Here is a 25,855-nt window from a genome sequence, read left to right as displayed (position 1 = left end):
GATGCCCGCACTGCGCCTCGTCTTCGCCGGAAGTCCCGCCGCGGCCGTGCCGTCGCTGCACGCGCTGCTCGCCTCGCGGCACGAGGTCGCGGCGGTGCTCACGCGCGAGGACTCCCCGCAGGGGCGCAAGCGCATCCTCACCCCGACGCCGGTCGCCGACGTCGCCGCCGAGCGCGGAGTCCGGGTGGTGAAGGCGAACCGCCTCGCTCCGGTCACCGACGAGCTCATCGCCCTCGAGCCCGACCTCGGCGTCATCGTCGCGTACGGCGGCCTCGTGCGGGAGCCGCTGCTCTCCGCGCCCCGGCTCGGCTGGATCAACCTGCACTTCTCGCTGCTGCCGCGCTGGCGCGGTGCCGCGCCCGTGCAGCACGCCCTCATCGCGGGCGACGACGTGACGGGCGCGTGCGTCTTCCAGCTCGTGCCCGAACTGGATGCCGGGGACGTGTTCGCGCGGATGTCGCGACCGGTCGGCCGCCACGAGACCGCGGGTCGTCTTCTCGACTCGCTCGCTGTCGACGGCGCCGAGCTGCTGGCACGCACCGTGGACGCGCTCGCGGACGGCACGGCCGTCGCGGAGCCGCAATCGGGGGAGGTGACGCTCGCCCCGAAGCTCACGATCGCCGACGGCCGACTCGACTTCGGCGAGCCCGCCCGCCGGGTGATCGACCGCTTCCGCGGCGTGACGCCCGAACCGGGCGCCCACACCGAGGTCGACGGTCAACGTCTCAAGATCCTCGACGCCGCCGTCGCGCACGACGCACCCCCGCTCCCCGCCGGCCGACTCGCCCTCGCGGCGAAGCGCGTGCTGGTCGGCACGCCCGACGGCGCCGTCGAACTCGTGCGCGTGCAGCCCGCGGGGCGCACCGCGATGGCGGCGGCGGACTGGTGGCGCGGCCTCGACGCCGACGCGGAGCACGTGGCCGCATGAGCGTGCAACCCGCCCGTCGCATCGCGTTCGAGGTGCTCGACGCGGTGCGCTCGAGCGACGCCTACGCCAACCTGCTGCTGCCGACGAAGATCGAGCGCGCGCGCCTGTCGACGGCGGATGCGGCGCTCACGACCGAGCTCACCTACGGCACCCTGCGCCGGCTGAACTACTACGACCGGGTCGTCGAATTGGCCGCCGGGCGGCCGGTCGACCGGATCGACCCGCCCGTGCTCGACGTGCTCCGGATCGGCGCGCACCAGCTGCTCGCCATGCGCACCCCTTCGCACGCCGCCGTCGACGAGTCCGTGTCGCTCACCGCATCCGTCGCCGGCCGCTCGGCGACCGGCTTCGTCAACGCGGTGCTGCGCGCGATCGACCGTTCCACGCCGGAGGAGTGGACCGGGCGGGTGCTCGCGACCGCACGCAGCGACGACGAGCGTCTCGCCCTCGAGCACGCCCACCCGGTGTGGATCATCCGTGCGCTGCGACGCGCCCTCGCCGCGGAGGACCGCGCGGACGAGCTCGCCGAGCTGCTGGCGGCCGACAACGCGTCACCGCGCGTCGCCCTCGCCGCCCTCCCCGGACTCGCGGGTGTCGAGGAGGCGGGGGAGCCGACCCGCTGGTCGCCGGTCGGCGTCGCGCTCGCCTCGGGCGACCCGTCCCGCGTGCCCGCTGTCGCGGCGGGCAGAGTGCGCGTGCAGGACGAGGGGTCTCAGCTCGCGGCGCTCGCCCTGAGCCGCGCCCGGGCCATCGAGCCGGGCGAGCGCTGGCTCGACCTGTGCGCCGGCCCTGGCGGCAAGTCGGCCCTGCTCGGCGCCGACGCCGCGCTCGGCGGTGCGACGCTCGTCGCGAACGAGGTCGTCCCCGCACGCGCCGGACTCGTCGAACGGGCCGTCGCCGCCCTGGATCCGCGACCGGAGGTGCGGGTGGGTGACGGACGCACGATCGGAGACGAGCAGCCCGCCGCGTTCGACCGCATCCTGCTCGACGCGCCCTGCACCGGGCTCGGAGCCCTGCGGCGGCGACCGGAGGCGCGCTGGCGCAAGAGCCCCGCGGACGTGGCGGCCCTCACGGCGCTCCAGCTCGAACTCGTCGCCTCGGCGGCGAAGGCGCTCAAGCCGGGCGGACTGCTCGCCTACGTGACCTGCTCACCGCACCTCGCCGAGACCCGGCCCGCGGTACAGGAGGCGGTCGAGCGGCACGGGCTCGTCGCCGTCGACACCGCCTCCGCCCTCCGCGGCGTCACCCGGGAACCGCTGCCGACGGTCGACGGCGCCCACCTGCAGTTGTGGCCGCACCGCCACGGCACCGACGGGATGTTCATCCAGCTGCTCGCTAGGGTGAACCGGTGACCGTGCGCATCAATCCGAGCATCCTGGCCGCCGATTTCGTCGACTTCGCGAACGAGCTGACGCGCATCCCCACTGCGGACCTCGTGCACGTCGACGTGATGGACAACCACTTCGTGCCCAACCTGACCTTCGGGCTGCCGATGGTGGAACGCCTGCAGCAGGTGTCGGAGCTGCCGCTCGACGTGCACCTCATGCTCGAGGATGCCGACCGCTGGGCGCCCGGGTACGCCGAGACCGGGGCGTACTCGGTCACCTTCCACGCCGAGGCCGCCGCCGACCCCGTCGCCGTGGCCCGTCGACTGCGCGAGATCGGCGCGCGCGCGGGCATCGCGCTCAAGCCGGGCACCGCCGTCGACCCCTACCTCGACCTGCTGCCCGAGTTCGACCAGGTGCTCGTGATGACCGTCGAGCCCGGATTCGGCGGCCAGTCGTTCATGGACTCCGTGATGCCGAAGCTCGAACGACTGCGCGCCGCCCGCGAGGCGGCCGGCCTCGACGTGTGGCTGCAGGTCGACGGGGGGATCTCGGAGAAGACGATCGGCATCGCGGCGGAGGCGGGAGCCGACACGTTCGTGGCCGGATCGAGCGTCTTCGGCACCGACGACCCGGTGGCGGCGATCGCGACGCTGCGCGCGGCCGCGCAGGCGCACACCCACGCGCACTGAAGATGGGGTGCGAGGGCGCCGCGACGGCCCGCAGGTCTGGTTGGATGGGCTCATGACTGAAGCCACCAAGCCCGAGATCGACTTCATCGAGGGCCCGGCCCCGACCGAACTCGTCATCACCGACATCACCGTCGGCGACGGCGCCGAGGCGCAGCCGGGCGCCAACGTCGAGGTGCACTACCTCGGCGTCGACTTCGAGACCGGTGAGGAGTTCGACTCGAGCTGGAACCGCGGCGAGTCGATCACCTTCCCGCTCGCCGGCCTCATCAAGGGCTGGCAGGAGGGCATCCCCGGCATGAAGGTCGGCGGCCGCCGCCAGCTCGTCTGCCCGCCGCACCTCGCCTACGGGCCCGCCGGCGGCGGACACCGCCTCTCGGGACGGACCCTCGTGTTCGTGATCGACCTGCTCGACGTCAAGTAACACCCGGATCGACCGCGGGCCGCCCGGAAGGGCGGCCCGCGGCATGTCCGCCGACCGATAGCCTGGAACCGTGAAGACCTTCGACGCCCTCTTCGGCGAGCTCAGCGAGAAGGCCGTCTCCCGCCCCGCGGGCAGCGGCACCGTCGCGGAGCTCGACGCGGGCGTGCACGCGATCGGCAAGAAGATCGTGGAAGAGGCCGCCGAGGTGTGGATGGCGGCCGAGTACCAGAGCGACGACGAGACCGCCGAGGAGATCAGTCAGCTGATCTACCACCTGCAGGTGCTCATGGTCGCCAAGGGCCTGACGCCCGCGGACGTGTACCGACATCTGTGATGTCCGCTCCCGTCCCGTCCGTCCCCCCGAGAAACGACTCCACCATGCTGCGCATCGCTGTGCCCAACAAGGGCTCCCTCTCCGAGACCGCCGTCGAGATGCTCGACGAGGCCGGATACGCCACCCGGCGTGACACCCGCGAACTGATCGTGCCCGACCACCGCAACGGGGTCGAGTTCTTCTACCTGCGTCCCCGCGACATCGCCACCTACGTCGGGTCGGGCGCCCTCGACGTCGGCATCACCGGCCGCGACCTGCTGCTCGACTCCGGTTCCGCCGCGACCGAGATCGCGGCCCTCGACTTCGGCGGCTCGACGTTCCGCTTCGCCGGCCCCGCCGGTCGCTTCTCGGGTCTCGCCGACCTGGAGGGCGTGCGCGTCGCGACGAGCTACACCGGCCTCGTCGGGGCGTTCCTCGAGCGGGAGGGCGTCTCCGCGCAGCTCGTCAAGCTCGACGGGGCGGTCGAGTCCGCCGTCGCCCTCGGCGTCGCGGACGCCGTGGCCGACGTCGTCTCGACCGGGTCCACCCTGCGCAAGCAGGGCCTCGAGATCTTCGGCCCGGTCATCCTCGAGTCGACGGCGGTGCTCATCGGCGCCCCGCGCGAGGTGCCCGGACTCTCGACGCTCGAACGCCGCCTGCAAGGCGTGCTCGTGGCCCGCCGGTACGTGCTCATGGACTACGACCTCCCGGCGACGCTCATCGAACAGGCCGTCGCGATCACCCCGGGCCTCGAATCGCCCACCGTGTCGCCGTTGCGCGACCGCGAATGGGTCGCCGTCCGCGTGATGGTGCCGCGCGAGAACACCAACCAGGTGATGGACGAGCTCTACGAGCTCGGCGCCCGGGCCATCCTCGTCAGTCAGATCCACGCGGCGAGGATCTGATGTCCATCGCCGTCCGGGTCATCCCCTGCCTCGACGTGGCGGCCGGCCGGGTCGTCAAGGGCGTGAACTTCCAGAACCTGCGTGATGCGGGCGATCCGGTCGAACTCGCGCGCCGGTACTTCGAGCAGGGCGCCGACGAGATCACCTTCCTCGACGTCACCGCGACGGTCGACGACCGCGCCACGATGTACGAGACCGTGCAGGCGACGGCCGAGCAGGTGTTCATCCCGCTCACCGTCGGCGGCGGGGTCCGCACGACCGACGACGTCGCCCGGCTGCTCGCGAGCGGCGCAGACAAGGTCGGCGTGAACAGCGCCGCGATCGCCCGCCCGCGACTCGTCGACGAGATCGCCGACCGCTTCGGCGCGCAAGTGCTCGTGCTCTCGCTCGACATCACCCGATCGGAGGCGGCGCCCTCCGGCTTCGTCGTCACCACGCACGGCGGACGCACCCTCACCGACCTCGACGCCCTCGCCTGGGCGCGGGAGGCGATCGAGCGGGGCGCTGGCGAACTGCTCGTCAACTCGATCGACGCCGACGGCACCAAGAACGGCTTCGACCTCGAACTCGTCACGGCGATGCGCGCCGTCAGCTCGGTGCCCGTCATCGCCTCCGGCGGTGCCGGAGCGGTCGAGCACTTCCCGCCCGCCGTGGCGGCGGGAGCCGACGCGGTGCTCGCCGCGAGTGTGTTCCACAATGGCGAGATGACGATCGGCGAGGTCAAGCGCGGCCTCGCCGAGGCGGGAGTACTGGTGCGATGACGGATGCGACGACCCCGATGACCGCGGAGGAGGCCCTCGCCGTGGCCACCTTCGGCTCCGACGGGCTGCTGCCCGCGATCATCCAGGAGGAGGGCACCCGCGAGGTGCTCATGCTCGGGTACATGGATCCGGAGGCGTTGCGCCGCACCCTCACGGAGGGCCGCGTCACGTTCTGGAGCCGCTCGCGTCAGGAGTACTGGCGCAAGGGCGACACCTCCGGCCACGCGCAGTACGTGCGGGCGGCCGCCTTCGACTGCGACACCGACACACTGCTCGTCACCGTGCACCAGGTCGGCGCAGCCTGCCACACCGGGGCGCACGCGTGCTTCGACACCCACCCGCTGCAGCCGGTCATCGGGGAGGTCGCATGAGCACCACACGAGCGGAGTTCGACGAGCGGATCGCCGCCGGCGACCGGGTCGTGCCCGTGCTGCGCGACCTGTTCGCCGACGGGGAGACCCCGGTAGGCATCTACCGCAAGCTCGCCGACGGACGACCGGGCAGCTTCCTGCTCGAGTCGGCGGAGCAGGGCGGCATCTGGTCGCGGTACTCGTTCGTCGGCGTCTCGTCGTTCGGCGTGCTGACCGAACGCGACGGTCTCGCCGAGTGGCTGGCCACCGGGATCGACGCCGACCGCGCGCTCGGTGCGGACGCACCGTCGGCGCCGCTCGAGGCCCTCGCGGCCCTCCACGAACGCTGGAACACCCCGCGCCGCGACGGGCTCCCGCCGCTCACCGGCGGTCTCGTCGGTTTCATCGGCTGGGAGGCGGTGCGTCAGCTCGAGCGCCTGCCGCATCCGCCCGTCGCCGACTTCGCCGTTCCCGCCCAGGCGCTCGCCTTCGCGTCGGAACTCGTCGTGGTCGACCACCGCACGGCGACGCTCTCGCTCGTGGCGACGGCGCTCAACGACGGCACCGACGAGGCCGACACGCTGTGGGCCGCCGCGCAGGAACGGTTGGACGCGATGCAGAGCGCCCTCGCTCAGCCGACGGAGGCGTGGCTGCACGAGGTGGACCCCGGCACCGTCCCGACCCCGCGGCCCCGCGTAGAGCCGGCCGACTATCAGGCCGCGGTCGAACGCTCGAAGCAGCACATCCGTGACGGCGACGTGTTCCAGGTCGTCATCTCGCAGCGGTTCGACCACGAGCTGACCGCCGAGCCGATCGACGTGTACCGGGTGCTGCGCACGCTCAACCCGAGCCCGTACATGTACCTGCTGAGCCTCGTCGATCCCACAGGCGAGCGGTACGCGATCGTCGGCTCCTCGCCGGAGGCCCTCGTCAAGGTGCAGCGGGGACGGGTGTTCTCCCACCCGATCGCCGGCTCCCGCCCGCGCGGCGAGACGCCGGAGCGCGACACCGAACTCGCCGACGAGCTGTTGCGCGACCCGAAGGAGCGCGCGGAGCACCTCATGCTCGTCGACCTCGCCCGCAACGACCTGCAGCGCGTCTGCCGTCCCGGCACCGTCGAGGTGACCGAGTTCATGCAGGTGGAGCGGTTCAGCCACATCATGCACATCGTCTCGTCGGTCGAGGGGGAACTGCGCGACGACGCGGACGCCGTCGACGCCTTCCGGGCGACGTTCCCGGCCGGGACGCTCTCCGGCGCGCCGAAGCCGCGCGCCCTCGAGATCATCGACGACCTCGAACCCGCGCAGCGGGGCGTCTACGGCGGGGTCGTCGGCTACTTCGACTTCGCGGGCGACGCCGATCTCGCGATCGCCATCCGCACGGCGCTGCTGCAGGGCGACGTGGCCCGCGTGCAGGCCGGAGCGGGGCTCGTGGCGGACTCCGACCCGCTCACCGAGCACCAGGAGGCGCAGAACAAGGCCGCCGCTCCGCTGCGGGCCGTGGCGATCGCCAACGCGCTGCGGCGGGTGCGGTGACCCCCGCCCGGCTCAAGGGTTCGCTGCTCGCCGCGATCGCCGTGGTCGACGGGCTCGCCCTGCTCTCGTGGACGCAGACGTGGTTCGAGGTCGCGCTCGACGACGGCGCGGTCACGGTGGCGGGCGACCAGGCGGCGCCGGCCCTCGCGGCGTTCGGCCTCGCCGGGCTCGCCCTCGTCGCCGCGCTCGCCCTCGCCGGACCGTTCTTCCGCTTCGTGCTCGGAGCGCTGCAGGCGGTGCTCGCCGGGTGCGTGCTCCTCTCGGCGGGTCTCGCGCTGGGCGCCCCGGTGCGCACGGTCGCCGGCGCCGTCACCGAGCAGACCGGCGTCGCCGGGACGGATGCGGTCCTCTCGCTCATCGCCTCCGTGCAGCCGACCGCCTGGCCCGCCGTGACGATCGCGGTCGGCATCCTCGGCGTGCTCGCGGGACTCGCCGTCGCGGCGACGGCGCGGCGCTGGCCGGGTCAGACCCGGCGCTTCAGCCGCATGGAGTCGGCCGACGCCCCCCGCGGCGCGGTGGACGACTGGGACGCCCTGACCGGGGGAGATGACCCCACGGGCGACGCCACGCCGCCCGAGGACCCCCGCCCCGCCCGGTAGACTCGATCGACCCCACCCCCTCGACTCCCGAAGGAGCCCCGTGTCGGTAGAAGACGAAGGCGGCCACGGCAACTCGCCCGCCGCCTGGACGGCTGTCATCATCATGCTCGTCGCGTTCGCGATCGGCACGAGCGCCTTCTTCTTCGAGGTCTATTGGCTCGTGTGGGCGTCGGCCGGGCTCGTGCTCGTCGGCCTCATCGTCGGCGCCGTGCTCAAGAAGCTCGGTTACGGCGTCGGCGGCGAGCGTTCCGCGAAGGCGCACTCCTAGGTGCTGGACTCACTCGTCGAGGGTTCGCTCGAAGACGCGGCGGCGCGGCGCGAGCTGACGCCGCTCGACCGCGTGGAGGCGGCCGCCCTCGCGCGCCCCGCCGCCCTCGACGCGCGCGCCGCCCTCGCCCGTTCCGAGCGGGTGAAGATCATCGCCGAGGTCAAGCGCGCGAGCCCGTCCCGCGGCGACCTCGCGGAGATCCCCGACCCCGCCGACCTGGCGGCGCGCTACGAGCGCGGCGGCGCGAGCGCGATCAGCGTGCTGACCGAGCAGCGGCGCTTCCGCGGATCGCTCGACGACCTCGAACGCGTGCGTGCCGCGGTGTCGCTCCCGGTGCTGCGCAAGGACTTCATCGCCGACCCGTACCAGGTGTTCGAGGCGCGCGCCGCGGGCGCCGACCTCGTGCTGCTCATCGTGGCGGCGCTCGAGCAGCCGCTGCTCGCCGAACTGCACGACCTCATCCGTCAGCTCGGCATGACCGCGCTCGTCGAGACGCACAGCGCCGACGAGGTGAGCCGGGCCATCGACCTCGGAGCCGAGGTCATCGGCGTCAATGCGCGCGACCTGCGCACCTTCGACCTCGACCGCGACCTGTTCGGCGAGCTCGCCCCGGCCATCCCCGCCGGAGTCGTCAAGATCGCCGAGTCGGCCGTCACCTCACCGGCCGACGTCGCGCACTACCGCGCGGCGGGAGCGGACGTCGTGCTCGTCGGCGAAGCCCTCGTGACGGGCGACCCCGTCTCCACCCTCGAATCCTTCCTGGCGGCATCATGAGCCTGCGCGATCAGTCCGGTCCGTTCTTCGGCGAGTACGGCGGGCGCTTCATGCCCGAGTCGCTCATCGCCGCGATCGATGAACTCGCCGCCGCGTACGAGGCGGCGCGGAACGACCCGGAGTTCCAGGCGGAGCTCGCCGAGCTGCACCGCAGCTACAGCGGCCGGCCCTCGATCATCACCGAGGTGCCGCGCTTCGCGCAGCACGCCGGGGGAGCGCGCGTCATCCTCAAGCGCGAAGACCTCAACCACACCGGCTCCCACAAGATCAACAACGTGCTCGGCCAGGCGCTGCTCACCCGCCGCATCGGCAAGACACGGGTGATCGCCGAGACCGGCGCCGGACAGCACGGGGTCGCCACCGCGACGGCCGCGGCCCTGTTCGGGCTCGAGTGCCGCATATACATGGGCGAGGTCGACACGAAGCGCCAGGCGCTCAACGTGGCCCGCATGCGGCTTCTCGGCGCCGAGGTCGTGCCGGTCACGACCGGCTCGCGCACCCTGAAGGACGCGATCAACGAGGCCTACCGCGAGTGGGTCACGAGCGTCGAGACCACCAACTACGTCTTCGGCACCGCCGCGGGCCCCCACCCCTTCCCGGCCATGGTGCGCGACTTCCAGAAGATCATCGGCGAGGAGGCCCGCGCGCAGGTGCTCGAGCTGACCGGCGGGCTTCCGGATGCGGTCGTCGCGTGCGTGGGCGGCGGATCGAACGCGATCGGCATCTTCCACGCCTTCCTCGATGACGCCGACGTCGCCCTGTACGGCTTCGAGGCCGCCGGCGACGGGGTCGACACCGAACGCCACGCCGCGTCGATCGAGCGCGGGCGTCCCGGCGTGCTGCACGGCGCCCGGAGCTACCTGCTGCAGGACGACGACGGGCAGACCCTCGAGTCGCACTCGATCTCGGCCGGGCTCGACTACCCGGGCGTGGGCCCGGAGCACGCGCACCTCGCCGACATCGGCCGCGCGCAGTACCTGCCCGCGACCGACGCCGAGGCCATGGAGGCGCTGCGTCTGCTCAGCCGCACCGAGGGCATCATCCCCGCGATCGAATCCGCCCACGCCCTCGCCGGGGCGCTGCGGCTCGGACGCGAACTCGGCCCCGACGCCGTGATCCTCGTGAACCTCAGCGGACGCGGCGACAAGGACGTCGCGACCGCCGGGCGCTACTTCGGGCTCTTCGACGACGGGGCGGTGCAGGAGTGATCCACGTCGCCGACACCATCGCCGCCCGCCGCGAGGCGGGCGGGGGAGCGCTCATCGGTTACCTCCCGGTCGGATTCCCCGACCTCGACACGAGCGTCGAAGCCGCCGTCGCCCTCGTCGAGAACGGCGTCGACGCCCTCGAGCTCGGCGTGCCCTACTCCGACCCGGTCATGGACGGCCTCGCGATCCAGCGCGCCACCCAGGCGGCGCTGAGCGCCGGCTTCCGCCTGCGCGACGTCTTCACCGCGGTCGAGCGCATCCGCGCGCGGGTCGACGCGCCGGTGCTCGTGATGACCTACTGGAACCCCGTCGTGCAGTACGGGGTCGAGCGTTTCGCCGTGACCCTCCGCGACGCGGGCGGCGCCGGTCTCATCACCCCCGACATCACCCCGGACTCCGCCGACGAGTGGATCGCGACGAGCGACACCACCGGGCTCGAGCGGGTGTTCCTCGCCGCACCGAGCTCGAGCGACGAACGCCTGCGCGCCACCGTCGCCGCGAGCCGCGGCTTCGTCTACGCCGTCTCCACCATGGGCATCACGGGCGCCCGGCAGGACGTCGACGCGGCCGCCCGGCGGCTCGTCGCGCGACTGCGCGAGGCGGGAGCCGAGAACGCGTGCGTCGGCATCGGCATCTCCACGGCCGCGCAGGTGACCGAGGTGCTCGAGTACGGTGACGGAGCGATAGTCGGTTCCGCGCTCGTCTCCGCCCTCGCCGACGGTGGGGTGCCCGAGGTGGCGCGCGTCGCCGCCGCCCTCGCCGCGGGCGCCCGCGCTCCGCACGCACACTAGGCTGATGGCCGTCGTTCCCAGAAAGGTGACCGCGTAGGTGTTCTCGCCGCTTTCGCTCCTCCACTCGAGCATTCCGAGCCCCGACCCGCAGTGGCAGGTGCTGTTCAACGTGTCCGAGTGGCTCCGTGACGCCTTCGGCTGGGATCTGCCGTTCGACATCCGCATCCACACCTACGCGATCTGCCTGCTGCTGGGCATGGTCGCCGCGGCCCTCATCACGGATGCCCGACTGCACCGGCGCGGCACCGATCGTGGCGCCGTGCTCGACGTGGCGCTGTGGGCCATCATCTTCGGCATCATCGGCGCGCGGGCGTGGCACGTGCTCACGCACCCCGACGACTACTTCGGCGCGGACAAGAACCCGCTCGAGATCCTCGCCATCCAGAACGGCGGCATCGCGATCTTCGGATCGCTCGTCGGCGGAGCGGTCGGCGCCTGGATCGGCTGCCGCCTCTCGGGCCTGCGCTTCTGGACCTTCGCGGACGCCCTCGCGCCCGGGCTGCTCGTCGCGCAGGCGCTCGGTCGCCTCGGCAACTACTTCAACCACGAGCTCTTCGGCACGCCGACCGACCTGCCGTGGGGTCTCGAGATCGAGTCGAGCAACCCGGCCTTCCCGGCCGGGCTCGAGGACGGAACCCTGTTCCACCCGACGTTCCTGTACGAGATGCTCTGGAACCTGTTCGGCGTGGTCCTCATCCTGCTCATCGAACGCGAGTACCGCTTGCAGTGGGGCAAGGTCTTCGGCCTCTACCTCATCTGGTACGGGCTGGGTCGCTCGTGGTTCGAGTCGATCCGGGTGGATCCGAGCGAGCTGTTCCTCGGCATCCGGTCGAACGTCTGGGGCGCATTCCTCGCCATCTTCATCGGCGTGGTCATCCTGTTCGTGCAGTCGCGACGCCACCCGGGACGCGAACCGGGGCCGTACATGCCCGGTCGCGAGCCGGAGCGTTCGGCTGAGGTAGACTCGGACGACACCTACTCGGAAGAAGACGAGATCGGCGACGTCGCCGAGGAGTCCACCGAGACGCCCGCCACAAGCGGCGCAGGCACCAAGTCCTAGGCACGTTCCACCCGAGCGCCGTCACCCCCTGCCATCCGTCCCGGATGGCGTCCCACCCGCGGGCCAGCGTCGTCCCCCCGGCAGTACCTACGTGAGGACGGTAGTCATGGCTCTCACGCCCACTTTCCAGCGCTTCGGCCTGGTTCCGCAGGCGACCGGCATGTTCGACCCGCGCAACGAGCGCGACGCATGCGGGCTCGCCATGGTCGCGACCCTGCGCGGCACGGCGGGGCACGACATCATCGACGCCGCGCTCGACGCGCTGCGCCACCTCGAGCACCGCGGCGCGGTCGGCTCCGATGCCGGCACCGGTGACGGTGCGGGCATCATCACGCAGATCCCCGACGCGTTCCTGCGCGCCGTCGCCGGCGTCGAACTGCCGCCGGTCGGCCAGTACGCCGTCGGCATGGCGTTCCTGCCGGTCGACGAGGACGCCCGCGCGGCCGTCAAGGCGCGCATCGGCGAACTCGCCGTCGAGGAGGGCCTGCGGGTGCTCACCTGGCGTGAGGTGCCCGTCGCGCCCGAACACCTCGGCAACCTCGCCCGCGGGGCCATGCCGGCGTTCGAGCAGCTCTTCCTCGCCTCGGAGCGCCGCGACGCGACCGGGGCCCCGCACGCGGGCATCGTGCTCGACCGTCAGACGTTCCGGCTGCGCAAGCGCGCCGAGCGCGAGGTCGAGGTGTTCTTCCCCTCCCTGTCGAGCCGCACGCTCGTCTACAAGGGCATGGTCACGACCCTGCAGCTCGAGCCGTTCTATCCGGACCTGAGCGACGAGCGGTTCGCCTCGAAGCTCGCGCTCGTGCACTCCCGGTACTCCACGAACACCTTCCCGTCGTGGCCGCTCGCCCAGCCGTTCCGCATGATCGCCCACAACGGCGAAATCAACACCGTGCAGGGCAACCGCAACTGGATGCGCGCGCGGCAGAGCCAGCTCGAGTCGGAGCTGCTCGGCGACCTCTCGCCGGTGCTGCCCATCGTCACCCCGGGCGCGAGCGACTCCGCCTCGCTCGACGAGGTCATCGAACTGCTCAACCTCGGCGGTCGCTCGCTGCCGCACGCGATGATGATGACGGTCCCCGAGGCGTACGAGAACCAGACCGATCTCGACCCGGCCCGCCGCGCGTTCTACGAGTACCACTCGATGCTCATGGAGCCGTGGGACGGCCCCGCCGCCCTCGTCTTCACCGACGGCTCGCTCGTCGGCGCGACGCTCGACCGCAACGGTCTGCGTCCCGGACGGTTCCTCGTCACCGACGACGGCCTGGTCGTGCTCGCGAGCGAGATCGGCGTGCTCGACGTCGATCCGAGCCGCGTCGTGCGCAAGGGCCGCCTGCGTCCCGGCAAGATGTTCCTCGTCGACACGGTCGAGGGCCGGCTCATCGAGGACGACGAGATCAAGTCCGAGCTCGCCGCAGCGCGCCCATGGGGCGAGTGGCTCGAGCAGGGCCAGATCGACCTCAAGGACCTGCCCGAGCGGGAGCACATCGTGCACACCCCCGCGTCGGTCACCCGTCGTCAGCGCACGTTCGGCTACACCGAGGAGGAGGTGCGCATCCTCATCGGGCCGATGGCCAAGAACGCCGCCGAACCCCTCGGCGCGATGGGCTCCGACACGCCGATCGCGGTGCTCTCGAAGCGGCCCCGGCTGCTCTTCGACTACTTCACCCAGCAGTTCGCGCAGGTGACGAACCCGCCGCTCGACTCGATCCGCGAAGAGGTCGTCACCTCGATGCGGCTCGGCATCGGTCCCGAGCGCAACCTGCTCGACGCGACGCCCGAGCACGCGCGCCAGGTGACGGTCGACTTCCCGGTCATCGACAACGACGAGCTCGCGAAGATCCAGCACATCGACCCGCGGCCCGGCAGCCACCTGACCACGACCATCCGCGGCCTGTACCGCGTGGACGACGGCCCGCAGGCGATGGAGAAGCGCATCGCCCAGATGTGCCGCGAGGCCGACGAGGCGATCGAGCGGGGCGCGCAGTTCCTCGTGCTCTCCGACCGCGACTCGAACGCCGACCTCGCGCCGGTGCCGTCGCTGCTCATGCTCGCAGCGGTGCACCACCACCTCATCCGTCGCGAGACGCGCATGAAGGTCGGCATCATCGTCGAGGCCGGAGACGTGCGCGAGGTGCACCACGTCGCGCTGCTCGTCGGCTACGGCGCCTCGGCGATCAACCCGTACCTCGCGATGGAGACGGCCGAAGAGCTCGTGCGTAACGGCACGCTGCAGGGCGTCACGCCCGAGAAGGCGGTGCGCAACCTCATCAAGGCGCTCGGCAAGGGCGTGCTCAAGATCATGTCCAAGATGGGCATCTCGGTCGTGAGCTCCTACGCCGGCGCCCAGGCGTTCGAGGCTGTCGGACTCAGCCGCGAGTTCGTCGACCAGTACTTCACCGGCACCTCCACGCTGCTCGGCGGAGTCGGCATCGAGGTCATCGCCGCCGAGAACGCGGCGCGTCACTCGGCCGCGTACCCGGAGGACGGCGCGGTCGTCGCCCACGAGCGGCTGCAGACCGGCGGCGAGTACCAGTGGCGCCGCGGCGGCCCGCCGCACCTGTTCAACCCCGACACGGTGTTCCGGCTCCAGCACTCCACCCGCGCGCGCCGGTACGACATCTTCCGCGACTACACGCGCCTCGTCGACGAGCAGGCGGCCGAGCTCATGACCCTGCGCGGGCTCTTCGAGCTGCGCACCGGCGTGCGTCCGCCCATCCCGCTCGACGAGGTGGAGCCGATCGAGTCGATCGTCAAGCGGTTCAACACCGGCGCGATGAGCTACGGATCGATCAGCAAGGAGGCGCACGAGACGCTCGCGATCGCGATGAACCGCCTCGGCGGCCGCAGCAACACCGGCGAGGGCGGCGAAGAGGTCGAGCGTCTGCTCGACCCGGAGCGGCGCAGCGCCATCAAGCAGGTCGCCTCGGGTCGCTTCGGCGTCACGAGCATGTACCTCACGCATGCGACGGACATCCAGATCAAGATGGCGCAGGGGGCGAAGCCCGGCGAGGGCGGGCAGCTGCCCGCGAGCAAGGTCTACCCCTGGATCGCGCGCACCCGCCACGGCACCGCGGGCGTCGGGCTCATCTCGCCGCCGCCCCACCACGACATCTACTCGATCGAAGATCTCAAGCAGCTGATCTTCGACGTGAAGCGCGCGAACCCGCAGGCTCGCGTGCACGTGAAGCTCGTGAGCCAGTCGGGCATCGGCGCGGTCGCGGCGGGTGTGACGAAGGCGAAGGCCGACGTCGTGCTCGTCTCGGGCCACGACGGTGGCACCGGCGCGAGCCCGCTCAACTCGCTCAAGCACGCCGGCACCCCGTGGGAGCTCGGTCTCGCCGAGACGCAGCAGACCCTCATGCTCAACGGCATGCGGGACCGCGTCGTCGTGCAGGTCGACGGCCAGATGAAGACCGGTCGCGACGTGATCGTGGCGGCGCTGCTCGGCGCCGAGGAGTACGGCTTCGCGACCGCACCGCTCGTCGTGGAGGGCTGCATCCTCATGCGGGTCTGCCACCTCGACACGTGCCCCGTCGGCATCGCGACGCAGAACCCGGAGCTGCGTGCCCGTTTCTCGGGCAAGCCCGAGTTCGTGGTCAACTTCTTCGAGTTCCTCGCCCAGGAGGTGCGCGAGTACCTCGCCGAGCTCGGTTTCCGCAGCCTCGACGAGCTCATCGGCCACCACGAACTGCTCGACACCCGTCGGGCGATCGACCACTGGAAGACCGACGGCCTCGATCTGACCCCGATCCTCATCGGACCGGACTTCGCCGACGACGAGCCGCGCACCAACCGCGTGCAGCAGGACCACGAGCTCGACGAGCACTTCGACCGCGACCTCATCCGGGCCGCGGCCGACGCCATCGAGCACGGCACGCCGGTGAAGCTCGAGCGCGGCATCCGCAACACGGAGCGCGCGGTCGGCACCATGCTCGGTCACGAGGTGACCGTGCGTCACGGTGAGAACGGTCTGCCCGAGGGCACGATCGACATCACCCTGCACGGCACCGCGGGCCAGTCGCTCGGCGCGTTCCTCCCGAGCGGCATCACGCTGCGCCTCGAGGGCGACTCGAACGACTACGTCGGCAAGGGACTCTCCGGCGGCCGCGTGGTGGTGCGTCCGCACCGCGACAGCGTCTACCCGGCCGAGCGCAACGTCATCGCCGGCAACGTGATCGGCTACGGCGCGACGCGAGGCAGCATGTTCCTGCGCGGAATCGTGGGGGAGCGGTTCCTCGTGCGCAACTCCGGCGCCACCGCGGTCGTGGAGGGCGTGGGCGACCACGCGCTCGAGTACATGACCGGCGGGCTCGCCGTGATCCTCGGCAGCACCGGCCGCAACCTCGGCGCGGGCATGTCGGGCGGGACCGCGTACGTGTACGACCTGCGCGAGGAGAGCGTGAACCGCGACGCCCTCGCGAGCGGAGAGCTGCTGCTCTCGCCGCTCGGCAGCGGCGACGTCGAGATCCTGCGCGATGTGCTCCGTCAGCACGTCGCGGAGACCGACTCCGCCCTCGCCGCGCGGATGCTGGACGACTTCGAGGCGACCGTCGCACGGTTCGTCAAGGTGCTGCCGCGTGACTACGCGGCCGTGCTCGCAACCCGTCAGACCGCCGTCGATGAAGGGCTCGACCCCGACGGCGACATCGTGTGGAACCGGATCCTGGAGGTGACCGGTGGCTGACCCCAAGGGCTTCCTCAAGACGCCGCAGCGAGAGCTGCCGCGTCGCCGTCCCGTCGCGCTGCGACTCATGGACTGGAAAGAGGTCTACGAACAGCAGGACTCCGCCGAGCTGCGCCGTCAGGCCGGCCGGTGCATGGACTGCGGCATCCCGTTCTGTCATCAGGGCTGCCCGCTCGGCAACCTGATCCCGGAGTGGAACGACCTCACGTGGCGCGGCGAGGGGCGCACCGCGATCGAGCGCCTCCACGCGACGAACAACTTCCCGGAGTTCACCGGGCGGCTCTGCCCGGCACCGTGCGAATCCGCGTGCGTGCTCGGCATCAACCAGCCTCCCGTGACGATCAAGCAGGTCGAGGTCTCGATCATCGACCAGGCGTTCCAGAACGGATGGGTCACGCCGCACCCGCCGGAGCGCCTCACCGGCAAGACCGTCGCGGTCGTCGGGTCCGGTCCCGCCGGCCTCGCCGCCGCGCAGCAGCTCACGCGCGCCGGCCACACGGTCGCGGTGTACGAGCGTGAGGACCGCATCGGCGGTCTGCTGCGCTACGGCATCCCGGACTTCAAGATGGAGAAGAAGCACCTCGAGGCCCGTCTCGCGCAGATGCAGGCCGAGGGCACGCGCTTCCGGGCCGGCGTCGAGATCGGCGTCGACATCAGCTGGGACGACCTCAAGGCGCGCTATGACGCCGTCGTGGTCGCGACCGGCGCGACGGTGCCGCGCGACCTGCCGATCCCGGGTCGCGACCTCATGGGCGTGCACTTCGCCATGGACTACCTCGTGCAGCAGAACAAGGCCGGCGCGGGCGACGACGTGCCCGAGCAGATCTCGGCCGAGGGCAAGCACGTGGTCGTGTTGGGCGGCGGTGACACCGGTGCGGACTGCATCGGCACCGCGCACCGTCAGCACGCACTGTCGGTGACCAACCTCGCCATCGGCCAGCAGCCGCCGAGTGAGCGTCCCGAGAACCAGCCGTGGCCGATGAACCCCACCCTCTTCGAGGTGCAGAGTGCACACGAGGAGGGCGGCGAGCGGGTCTACCTCGCCTCGACGGTCGAGTTCCTGAGCAACGAGGCGGGCGAAGTCCGCGCGATCCGTGTCGCCGAGACCGAGTACCTCGACGGGCGCCGCGTGCCGAAGGCGGGCACCGAGCGTGAGATCCCGGCCGACCTCGTGCTGCTCGCGCTCGGCTTCACCGGCCCGGAGCGCGACACGATCGAGCAGCAGCTGCGGGTGCCGTTCGACGGTCGCGGCAACGTGGGGCGCGACGACGACTACCAGACGAGTGAGGCCGGCGTGTTCGTCGCGGGCGACGCCGGTCGCGGCCAGTCGCTCATCGTCTGGGCCATCGCCGAGGGGCGCGCCGCCGCCGCCGCGGTGGACCGCTACCTTGAAGGCGAGACGGAACTGCCCGCGCCGGTGCGTCCCACCGACCGTGCGATCTCCGTCTGAGCGCCGCTCCACCTCCCTCCGAACACACCACCACCACGAAGGACACCATGAGACGCGCCAAGATCGTGGCCACGCTCGGCCCCGCGACCTCGACCTATGAGGACATCCGGGCCATCATCGACTCGGGCGTCAACGTCGCCCGCATGAACCTCAGCCACGGCAGCTACGACGTGCACGAGGGCGTCTACGCCAACGTGCGCAAGGCGGCCGAGGATGCCGGCAAGCCGGTCGCGGTGCTCGTCGACCTGCAGGGTCCGAAGATCCGCCTCGGCAAGTTCGAGGGCGGACCGTACGACCTCGCCCAGGGCGACATCTTCAAGATCACGATCGAGGACGTCGTGGGCACGAAGGAGCTCTCGGGCACCACGTTCAAGGGCCTCCCGAACGATGTGAAGCCGGGCGACCCCCTGCTCATCGACGACGGCAAGGTCACGCTGCGCGTGCTCGAGACCGACGGAACCGTCGTGACGACCGAGGTCGTCGTGCCCGGCCCCGTGTCGAACAACAAGGGCATCAACCTGCCCGGCGTGGCCGTGAACGTGCCCGCACTCTCCGAGAAGGACGAGGCGGACCTGCGCTGGGGCCTCAAGCTCGGAGCCGACTACATCGCGCTGTCGTTCGTGCGCGACGCCTCCGACGTCGACCGGGTGCACGAGATCATGGCCGAGGAGGGACGCAAGGTCCCCGTCATCGCGAAGATCGAGAAGCCGCAGGCCGTGGACAACCTCGAGCAGATCATCGACGCCTTCGACGGCGTCATGGTCGCCCGCGGCGACCTCGGCGTCGAGCTCCCGCTCGAAGCCGTGCCGATCGTGCAGAAGCGCGCGGTCGAGCTGTGCCGTCGGATGGCGAAGCCCGTCATCGTCGCCACCCAGGTGCTGGAGTCGATGATCTCGAGCCCGCGCCCGACGCGCGCCGAGGCGTCCGACTGCGCCAACGCGGTGCTCGACGGCGCGGACGCGGTCATGCTCTCGGGCGAGACGAGCGTCGGCGAGTTCCCCGTCATCACCGTGCAGACGATGGCCCGCATCATCGAGTCCACCGAGGAGCACGGGCTCGAGCGCATTCAGCCGCTCGGCACGAAGCCGCGCACCCAGGGCGGTGCCATCACGCTCGCCGCGGCGGAGGTCGCCGACTTCGTCGACGCCAAGTACGTGTGCGTCTTCACCGAGTCCGGCGACTCCGCACGACGGATGTCGCGCCTGCGCTACCGCATCCCGATGAAGGCGTTCACCCCGGACGCCGCGACCCAGCGCCGCATGGCCCTCACCTGGGGCATCGAGTCGTTCCTCGTCGACCGGGTGACCCACACCGACGCGATGTACCGCCAGGTCGACGAGCACCTCATGAACGCCGGGCTCGCCGAGGTCGGCGACAAGGTCGTCGTGATCTCCGGTTCCCCTCCCGGCATCGCCGGGTCGACCAACGACCTGCGCGTGCACCGCATCGGCGATGCGATCAACGCCGCAGCGCCGGCGTGGGAGTCGAGCCACTGATCCGCTCCGCCGATCGAGACCCGGTCCGCCGCACCGCGGGCCGGGTCTCGTCGTCTCACACCTGCTCGAGCAGGTCGTGCTCCTCGATCGCGTCGAGGGAGAGCACCTTGTAGCCCTCGGCCTCGAAGTACACGGTGATGCGGTCGTCCTCGGTGCTCATGACCGTGCCGTCGCCCCACAGGGCGTGGCGTACCGCCGACTGCACGGCGAACGGACCGTCGGCCTCGTGGTGTTCCGGTCCCGATCCCCGCTCGCAGACGTCGCAGCGGTCGCACGGCGGCGTGAACTCCTCACCGAAGTAGGCCAGCAGCACCTCGCGGCGGCAGCGGTCCGTCTCGGCGTAGCCGCGCATCATCTCGATGCGGCTGCCGTCGATCCGCTCCCGTTGCTCCGCCGCGGCGATCGCCTCGGCCACGACTTCTTCGACATCGGCGCCCGCCCGCAACCGCACCCCGCGGGCACTGCGTCGCAACCGGCCGGCCTGTTCGACGAGGTCGAGGAGCCCGCCCACGCGACGCCGGGTCAGCTCGAGCCGTTCGGCGAGGTCGGCGACCGACACGACCGCGTCGGCGTACTGCAGCGTGCCGATCACCCGGCGCAGCTGGCCGGCCGACGGGTTCTTCGCGGCGAAGAAGCGGCGCAGCCCGAGGTCCTCCGGCCGGTAGTGCAGGCGAGCCTGCGCATCCTGGCCGTCGCGGCCCGACCGGCCGACCTCCTGGTAGTACGCGTCGAGGGAGTCCGGCACCGCGGCATGCACGACGAAGCGCACGTTCGGCTTGTCGATGCCCATGCCGAACGCGGCGGTCGCGACGACGACCTCCACCTCGTCGTCGCGGAAGCGCTCGTGCGCCCTCTTCCGGTCTCGCGCGCTCATTCCGCCGTGGTAGCCGAGCGCCGTGATGCCGAGCTCCTCGAGCGCCTCGGCGTAGCGCGTCGTGTCGGCCCGCGTCGCGACGTAGAGCAGTCCCGGTTTCGGCAGCGCGACGATGTCGTCCAGCACGGCCTGCCGCGACTCGGATGCGGTGGTGTGGCGCTCGACGGAGAGGCGGATGTTGCGGCGGTCGAACCCGGTCGCGATGACGAGCGGGTCGTTCATGCCGAGCCGAGCGATGATGTCGTCGCGGACGGGGGCCGAGCCGGTCGCGGTGAGCGCGATCACCGGAGGGTTGCCGAGGGCCCGCCGGGCGGTGCCGAGTTCGAGGTAGTCCGGACGGAAGTCGTGCCCCCACACCGACACGCAATGCGCCTCGTCGATGGCGAGCAGGGACACCTCTGCCCGCTTGAGGCGTGCGAGCACGTCCTCTTTGACGAGCTGCTCGGGGGCGAGCAGCACGTACTCGATCTCGCCCGCCTCGATGTCGCGCCACGACTCCTCGAGCCGTCCGGCCGGCACGTGGGAGTTGATGACCGTGGCGCGGGGAGCGTCCGGGGCGTCTTCGATGCCGGCGAGCTGATCCTGCTGCAGGGCGATGAGCGGGGAGACGACGACGGTGATGCCGGGAACGAGTGTCGCGGCGACCTGGTAGATGGCGGACTTGCCCGACCCCGTGGGCATGACCGCGAGAACGTCCCGGCCCTCCAGGGCGGCTTCGATCGCCTCCCGCTGCGGTGGCCTCAGCCGATCCCATCCCCACCGCACGCGAGCGGCCTCGTCGATCCGGTCCCCCCGTGAGGCTGTTCGCCGCGCCATCCGTGCCCTTCCGTCGGCCGCCACCATAACCGTGCTTCCGTGCACGGTGGACATCGGCTCAGGGCTCCCTGTGAGTAGCCCGCACCGGCTGCGCCGCACGACCGGCACGATGAGGATCGGAACATGGACTTCGCACCCCGCACCGCCATCGTCACCGGATCCGACTCGGGCATCGGCAAGGCCACGGCCGTCGCGCTCGCGGCTGCGGGCATGGATGTGGGGGTGACCTGGCTCGACGACGAGGCGGGAGCGCAGGCGACCGCCGAGGAGGTGCGCTCCCACGGCCGCAACGCCGTGGTCGCCCGCCTCGACACGACGCAACTCGAGACGGTCGGCCAGGCGGTCGATCGGCTCGCGGAGGAGCTCGGCGGGGTGGACGTGTTCGTCAACAACGCCGGGACCGGCGACAACGCGCCACTGCTCGAGATGACCCTCGAGCAGTGGCGGCACACGATGGCCACCGACCTCGATGGTGCCTTCGTCGCCATCCAGGCTGCCGCGCGACGCATGGTCGCGGCAGGTCGCGGTGGCCGGATCATCGCGGTGACGAGCGTGCACGAGCACCAGCCGCGTGTCGGATCGAGCGCGTACGACGCCGCGAAGCACGGTCTCGGCGGACTGATCAAGACGATCGCGCTCGAACTCGGACAGCACGGGATCACCGCGAACTCGGTCGCGCCGGGCGAGATCGCGACTCCGATGACCGGCCAGGAGGACGAGGATCCGCATGGCACCCACCGCCCCGGCGTGCCGCTCGGCCGCCCCGGCGACGCTCGCGAGATCGCCTCCGTCATCGCCTTCCTCGCCTCACCCGCCGCCAGCTACGTGACCGGAGCGTCGTGGGCCGTCGACGGCGGCATGCTCCAGATGGGTCCGCAGGGCGGATCGCACATCACGAGCGACGACTGGCGCGAGGCCTGACCCGCGACCCCGGGCATCCGAGCGCCGGGGACGATCCGCACCACCGAGAAGGAGAACGCCATGGATTCCAACGACAAGCCCCAGCCCGACCTCGACATCGACGACCAGGACCGGGAGCACGCCGTGCAGCCGGAGGGCGGCAAGCCCTCGCAGGCAGAGGGCGACGACGACGACACCACCGCCTGAGTCGATGGCGGGGGAGCGAACCGTCTCCGACGCCCTCATCGCCCGCCTGCACGAGTGGGGCGTCGATCGCGTCTTCGGGTACAGCGGCGACGGCATCAACGGCGTGATGGGGGCGCTCCGCCGCTCCTCCGACGTCGAGTTCGTGCAGGCGCGCCATGAGGAGAGCGCGGCCTTCATGGCCGTGGGTCACGCGAAGTTCACCGGCCGGCTCGGCGTCGTCACGAGCACGCAGGGCCCGGGAGCCGTCCACCTGCTCACCGGGCTGTACGACGCGAAGCTCGACCACGTGCCCGTTGTTGCGATCGTCGGGCAGCAGAAGACGTCGGTGCTCGGGTCCGGGTACATGCAGGAGATCGACCTGCAGCACGTCTTCGCGGACGTCGCCGCCCAGTTCGTGCAGACGGTCGCCTCGGCGGAGCAGGTCCCGATGGTGGTCGACCGCGCGGTGCGCGCCGCGTTCGCGACCCGATCGCCGGCCGTCGTCATCATCCCGCACGACATCCAGCAGGAGCCCGAGGCCGATCTGCCTCACGAACACGGCGTCATCGCGACGGCGGTCGACTGGCGACCCCCGCGCGTGCTGCCGCACGACGACGACGTGCGCCAGGCGGTCGACGTGCTCACCGCCGGCTCCCGTCCGATGCTCCTCGTCGGTCAGGGCGCTGCGGGGGCGCGCGACGAGGTCGTGCGGATCGCGGAGCGGTTGGGTGCCGGGATCGTCACGAGCCTGCTCGGCAAACCGCACGTGGACGAGACGCTCCCGTTCGCCGCCGGCACGATGGGGCACCTCGGCACGACCGCGAGCGGACAACTGCTCTCCGAGTGCGACACGCTGCTCATCGTCGGGTGCGACAGCCCGTGGACGGAGTTCTACCCGCCACCCGGCGCAGCACGGGCGGTGCAGATCGACATCGACGGCCGGCGCATGGGCGACAGATACCCGATCGAGGTCGGACTCGTCGGCGACGCCGCCCTCACCCTGCAGGCGCTCGAGCGGCTGCTCGATGAGGCGCCCGCCCGCGTCGGCGAGTGGCGTGACACGGTGGAGCTGCGCGTGCGCGAGTGGCGGCAGATCCGCGACGAGCGCGCCGCGACACCGGCGGCTCCGATCAACCCGGAGCGCGTCACAGCGGAGCTGCGACCGCTCCTCCCCGGCGACGCGATGGTCGCCGTCGATGTGGGGAGCTGCGCGTACTGGTACGCGCGTCAGCTCGACCTGCCGGCCGGCGCATCCGCCCACATCTCGGGCACCCTCGCGAGCATGGGCTGCGCGGTGCCCTACGGCATCGCGGCGAAGCTCGCGGCCCCCGACCGCCCCGTCGTGGCGCTGGCCGGCGACGGTGCTACCCAGATGCTCGGTCTCGCCGAACTGGTCACCCTGTCCCGACTGTGGACACGGTGGACCGACCCCCGCTTCGTGCTGTGCGTCTTCGACAACGGCGATCTCGCCGAGGTCAGCTGGGAGCAGCGGGAGATGGAGCAGGAGCCGCGCTTCGAGGAGTCCCAGGCGCTGCCGAGCGTCCCGTACGCCCGGTACGCCGAACTGCTCGGGATGCACGGCATCGAGGTCGACGATCCGGTGCGACTGGCGGAGGCGTGGCGGGAGGCGCTCGACGCCGACCGCCCCACCGTGCTGCACGTGCACACGGATCCGGCAGTGCCGCTGTTGCCGCCGTTCCCCGGCGGAGCGGCGAAACTCGCCGGCATGCGCGACGCTCTCCGCCGGGAAGGCGATGCGGCCGTTCACGCCCTCGAGCTGCTGGAGCTCTATGCCGGGCACGAGTCCTCGCGCTACGGCGGCTGACTGCACCCTCGACCACCGGATTCCACCCAGCGGGGTACAGCACCATTGTGTTTCGCGGGATCAACCGGTTGAATGCATTCCGAGGACGCGGGCGACCTTGGGGGAGGTTCGACCGCATGGGAGTCGCTGTCTACGGCGCCCGGCCTCCCGGCCCGGGGGTGGGGTCAGGACCCCCGGGCCGGTACCCCATCACCCCTCCATCGCGCCGGTTCACAGCTGAGGATCCGCGGGGCATCGGGCATCCGACCACGGCGGACGGGCGTGCGGCGGTTAGCGTGCCGGAATGATCCTGCTCTTCGGAACCACCGCGAGGCTCGAGGCGATGCTGCTCGTGTCGTTCATCTGCAACTTCTGCGGCGTGCACGCCTCTCAGCAGGTCTACCGGCGGGTCAACCGCTTCACGCTGTTCTTCGTGCCCCTGTTCCGTGTCTCCACGAAGTACTTTGTGGAATGCTCGAACTGCGGCGGCGTGACACCGCTGAGTCGCGAGCAGGCGGCGCACGCCCAGCAGTGGGCCGCCTCGCGGGCGTGACGGGCTCCCTCCGAAACGGCTGCGCGGCGACGCCGAGGTGGTGCGGAGCCCCCTAGCCTGCGGGCATGGAACGGACCACATCCATCGCCCTCATCGGTGCCGGCTGGTGGGCGACGAGCTATCACCTGCCGAGCCTGACGTCCGATCCCCGGGTGGTGGTGACCGCGATCGTCGAGCCCGATGCGGATCGGCGCGACAAGGTGCGGCGAGGACACGGCATCGAGATCGCGGTCGCTGATGTCGGCGAGCTGCTCGAGCGCGTGGTACCGGACGGTGCCGTGGTGGCCTCCCCGGCGTCGGCCCACGCCGACACCGTGCGGGCCCTGCTCGAGCGGGATGTGCCGGTGCTCGTCGAGAAACCGCTGACCGTGCGTGCGGAGGACGCGTATGGACTCGTGAGCCTCGCCGAGGAGCGCGGTGTCGAACTGACGATGGGGTACACCGCCCAGTACACCCGTGCCGCGCAGGCGGCGAAGGAATGGGTCGGGCGCGACATCGGTGACCTCGTGCAGGTGGTGATCGAGTTCTCGTCGGGCACGGAGCGGCTCTTCGCGGGTGAGGACGACGCGGATGCGCCGGACGAGCAGCATCCGTCCGGTTACTCGCCGGAGAACGGGGGAGGGCAGGGCAACGTGCAGCTCACGCACGCGCTCGGCATGCTCACCTGGCTCACCGACTCGGAGTTCGAGCGGGTGGCGGCCTTCACCGACGACCGCGGACTCGACGTGGATGTCGTGGATGCGATGACGTTCCGGTTGCGTGGGGGAGTGCTCGGCGTCGCTTCGTCGACGGGGACCGTCCCCGGTGAGACGCCGGTGCGGCACCGCGTGCGTCTGCTCGGGGAGCGAGGGACGGTGGAGGTGGACCTCGCGTTCGGTCGCGCGTGGCTCTGGCGCGAGGACGGCGTGACTCGGCACGTGGGTCCGCGGAACGACGAACCGGGATATCCCGCCGAGGCTCCGGCACGCGCGTTCGTGGACCTCATCCGGGGTGAGGGGCCGAACCTCGCGCCCGGCCGACCCGCGGCCGCGGCGGTCGCGGGAGTCGAGGCGATGTACCGGTCCGCGGCGACCGGGCGGTTCGTCGACGTCCTGCGCGTGGGGACGCCGTCTGAGTAGAGTTCCGCTCATGCGAACTCCCTCATCCGGTGCGGCCAGGCGAA

The 25,855-nt window shown here is 71.5% G+C and carries 24 protein-coding genes; 23 read left to right on the top strand and 1 reads right to left on the bottom strand.

Translation table 11 applies throughout. From position 1 onward, the window contains the following. Nucleotides 1-10: 10 nt before the first annotated feature. From fmt to pyk, 18 genes are all read left to right on the top strand, one after another. A complete protein-coding gene (fmt, locus tag CLV46_RS09165) occupies nucleotides 11-928 on the top strand; it encodes a methionyl-tRNA formyltransferase (RefSeq protein WP_100365980.1) in 918 nt (305 codons plus the stop codon). Further along, nucleotides 925-2,280, top strand: coding sequence for an RsmB/NOP family class I SAM-dependent RNA methyltransferase (locus CLV46_RS09160; RefSeq protein ID WP_100364490.1), 1,356 nt, complete (start codon nucleotides 925-927; stop codon nucleotides 2,278-2,280). The genes fmt and CLV46_RS09160 overlap by 4 nt, the downstream gene beginning before the upstream one ends. Continuing rightward, nucleotides 2,277-2,945, top strand: coding sequence for a ribulose-phosphate 3-epimerase (rpe, locus tag CLV46_RS09155; protein WP_100364489.1), 669 nt, complete (start codon nucleotides 2,277-2,279; stop codon nucleotides 2,943-2,945). The genes CLV46_RS09160 and rpe overlap by 4 nt, the downstream gene beginning before the upstream one ends. A 52-nt stretch (nucleotides 2,946-2,997) precedes the next feature. After that, nucleotides 2,998-3,366 (top strand): FKBP-type peptidyl-prolyl cis-trans isomerase, encoded by a 369-nt coding sequence (locus CLV46_RS09150; protein WP_100364488.1) that lies wholly within the window; start codon nucleotides 2,998-3,000, stop codon nucleotides 3,364-3,366. A 70-nt stretch (nucleotides 3,367-3,436) separates the two neighbouring features. After that, nucleotides 3,437-3,700, top strand: coding sequence for a phosphoribosyl-ATP diphosphatase (locus tag CLV46_RS09145; RefSeq protein ID WP_100364487.1), 264 nt, complete (start codon nucleotides 3,437-3,439; stop codon nucleotides 3,698-3,700). A 44-nt stretch (nucleotides 3,701-3,744) separates the two neighbouring features. Continuing rightward, nucleotides 3,745-4,584 (top strand): ATP phosphoribosyltransferase, encoded by an 840-nt coding sequence (gene hisG / locus CLV46_RS09140; protein ID WP_100364486.1) that lies wholly within the window; start codon nucleotides 3,745-3,747, stop codon nucleotides 4,582-4,584. Then, nucleotides 4,584-5,345, top strand: a complete 762-nt coding sequence (gene hisF, locus CLV46_RS09135) for an imidazole glycerol phosphate synthase subunit HisF (RefSeq protein ID WP_100364485.1) — start codon at nucleotides 4,584-4,586, stop codon at nucleotides 5,343-5,345. Before hisG ends, hisF begins: the two co-directional genes overlap by 1 nt. After that, nucleotides 5,342-5,716 (top strand): phosphoribosyl-AMP cyclohydrolase, encoded by a 375-nt coding sequence (gene hisI, locus CLV46_RS09130; protein ID WP_211282171.1) that lies wholly within the window; start codon nucleotides 5,342-5,344, stop codon nucleotides 5,714-5,716. Before hisF ends, hisI begins: the two co-directional genes overlap by 4 nt. Beyond that, the gene (locus CLV46_RS09125) at nucleotides 5,713-7,230 is read left to right on the top strand and encodes an anthranilate synthase component I (RefSeq protein WP_100364484.1); all 1,518 of its coding nucleotides are present in this window, start codon (nucleotides 5,713-5,715) and stop codon (nucleotides 7,228-7,230) included. The genes hisI and CLV46_RS09125 overlap by 4 nt, the downstream gene beginning before the upstream one ends. After that, nucleotides 7,227-7,829 (top strand): Trp biosynthesis-associated membrane protein, encoded by a 603-nt coding sequence (locus tag CLV46_RS09120; RefSeq protein ID WP_100364483.1) that lies wholly within the window; start codon nucleotides 7,227-7,229, stop codon nucleotides 7,827-7,829. The genes CLV46_RS09125 and CLV46_RS09120 overlap by 4 nt, the downstream gene beginning before the upstream one ends. Nucleotides 7,830-7,869: 40 nt before the next feature. After that, on the top strand, nucleotides 7,870-8,097 hold the full coding sequence (locus tag CLV46_RS09115; RefSeq protein WP_100364482.1) for a DUF6704 family protein: 228 nt from the start codon (nucleotides 7,870-7,872) through the stop codon (nucleotides 8,095-8,097). Further along, nucleotides 8,098-8,871: an indole-3-glycerol phosphate synthase TrpC gene (gene trpC, locus CLV46_RS09110; RefSeq protein ID WP_100364481.1), complete on the top strand. Its 774-nt coding sequence runs from the start codon at nucleotides 8,098-8,100 to the stop codon at nucleotides 8,869-8,871. Beyond that, nucleotides 8,868-10,079 (top strand): tryptophan synthase subunit beta, encoded by a 1,212-nt coding sequence (gene trpB / locus CLV46_RS09105; protein ID WP_100364480.1) that lies wholly within the window; start codon nucleotides 8,868-8,870, stop codon nucleotides 10,077-10,079. The genes trpC and trpB overlap by 4 nt, the downstream gene beginning before the upstream one ends. Further along, nucleotides 10,076-10,870, top strand: a complete 795-nt coding sequence (gene trpA, locus CLV46_RS09100) for a tryptophan synthase subunit alpha (protein WP_100364479.1) — start codon at nucleotides 10,076-10,078, stop codon at nucleotides 10,868-10,870. The genes trpB and trpA overlap by 4 nt, the downstream gene beginning before the upstream one ends. 37 nt (nucleotides 10,871-10,907) lie before the next feature. Continuing rightward, entirely contained in the window at nucleotides 10,908-11,930 is a 1,023-nt protein-coding gene (lgt, locus tag CLV46_RS09095) for a prolipoprotein diacylglyceryl transferase (protein WP_100364478.1), read from the top strand. Between the two features lie 106 nt (nucleotides 11,931-12,036). Further along, the gene (gene gltB, locus CLV46_RS09090) at nucleotides 12,037-16,614 is read left to right on the top strand and encodes a glutamate synthase large subunit (protein WP_100364477.1); all 4,578 of its coding nucleotides are present in this window, start codon (nucleotides 12,037-12,039) and stop codon (nucleotides 16,612-16,614) included. Continuing rightward, nucleotides 16,607-18,064 carry a glutamate synthase subunit beta gene (locus CLV46_RS09085; RefSeq protein ID WP_100364476.1) on the top strand — a complete coding sequence of 486 codons (1,458 nt, stop codon included), beginning with the start codon at nucleotides 16,607-16,609 and terminating at the stop codon, nucleotides 18,062-18,064. The genes gltB and CLV46_RS09085 overlap by 8 nt, the downstream gene beginning before the upstream one ends. A 47-nt stretch (nucleotides 18,065-18,111) precedes the next feature. Next, entirely contained in the window at nucleotides 18,112-19,560 is a 1,449-nt protein-coding gene (gene pyk / locus CLV46_RS09080; RefSeq protein ID WP_100364475.1) for a pyruvate kinase, read from the top strand. Nucleotides 19,561-19,615: 55 nt separating this feature from the next. Here the strand turns inward: pyk and CLV46_RS09075 are convergent, their stop codons facing one another. After that, entirely contained in the window at nucleotides 19,616-21,250 is a 1,635-nt protein-coding gene (locus CLV46_RS09075; RefSeq protein WP_100364474.1) for a RecQ family ATP-dependent DNA helicase, read from the bottom strand. Nucleotides 21,251-21,373: 123 nt separating this feature from the next. On the opposite strand from CLV46_RS09075, the gene CLV46_RS09070 reads away from it, so the two are divergent. The 5 genes from CLV46_RS09070 to CLV46_RS09055 all read left to right on the top strand — a co-directional run bounded on the left by CLV46_RS09070 (nucleotide 21,374) and on the right by CLV46_RS09055 (nucleotide 25,811). Beyond that, nucleotides 21,374-22,171 carry an SDR family oxidoreductase gene (locus tag CLV46_RS09070; RefSeq protein ID WP_100364473.1) on the top strand — a complete coding sequence of 266 codons (798 nt, stop codon included), beginning with the start codon at nucleotides 21,374-21,376 and terminating at the stop codon, nucleotides 22,169-22,171. A gap of 60 nt (nucleotides 22,172-22,231) precedes the next feature. Then, complete coding sequence (locus CLV46_RS17055) at nucleotides 22,232-22,357, top strand: hypothetical protein (RefSeq protein WP_281253566.1); 126 nt, start codon at nucleotides 22,232-22,234, stop codon at nucleotides 22,355-22,357. A 4-nt stretch (nucleotides 22,358-22,361) separates the two neighbouring features. Beyond that, nucleotides 22,362-24,161, top strand: a complete 1,800-nt coding sequence (locus CLV46_RS09065; protein WP_100364472.1) for a thiamine pyrophosphate-requiring protein — start codon at nucleotides 22,362-22,364, stop codon at nucleotides 24,159-24,161. Nucleotides 24,162-24,444: 283 nt separating this feature from the next. Continuing rightward, nucleotides 24,445-24,693, top strand: a complete 249-nt coding sequence (locus CLV46_RS09060; RefSeq protein WP_100364471.1) for a zinc-ribbon domain-containing protein — start codon at nucleotides 24,445-24,447, stop codon at nucleotides 24,691-24,693. Nucleotides 24,694-24,758: 65 nt separating this feature from the next. Then, complete coding sequence (locus CLV46_RS09055) at nucleotides 24,759-25,811, top strand: Gfo/Idh/MocA family protein (protein ID WP_100364470.1); 1,053 nt, start codon at nucleotides 24,759-24,761, stop codon at nucleotides 25,809-25,811. Nucleotides 25,812-25,855: the final 44 nt, after the last annotated feature.

It is taken from the genome of Diaminobutyricimonas aerilata (assembly GCF_002797715.1).
GTDB lineage: Bacteria > Actinomycetota > Actinomycetes > Actinomycetales > Microbacteriaceae > Diaminobutyricimonas > Diaminobutyricimonas aerilata.
The sequence above is the reverse complement of the archived record's forward strand: the minus strand, read 5'-3'. Positions and strand labels throughout refer to the sequence as shown.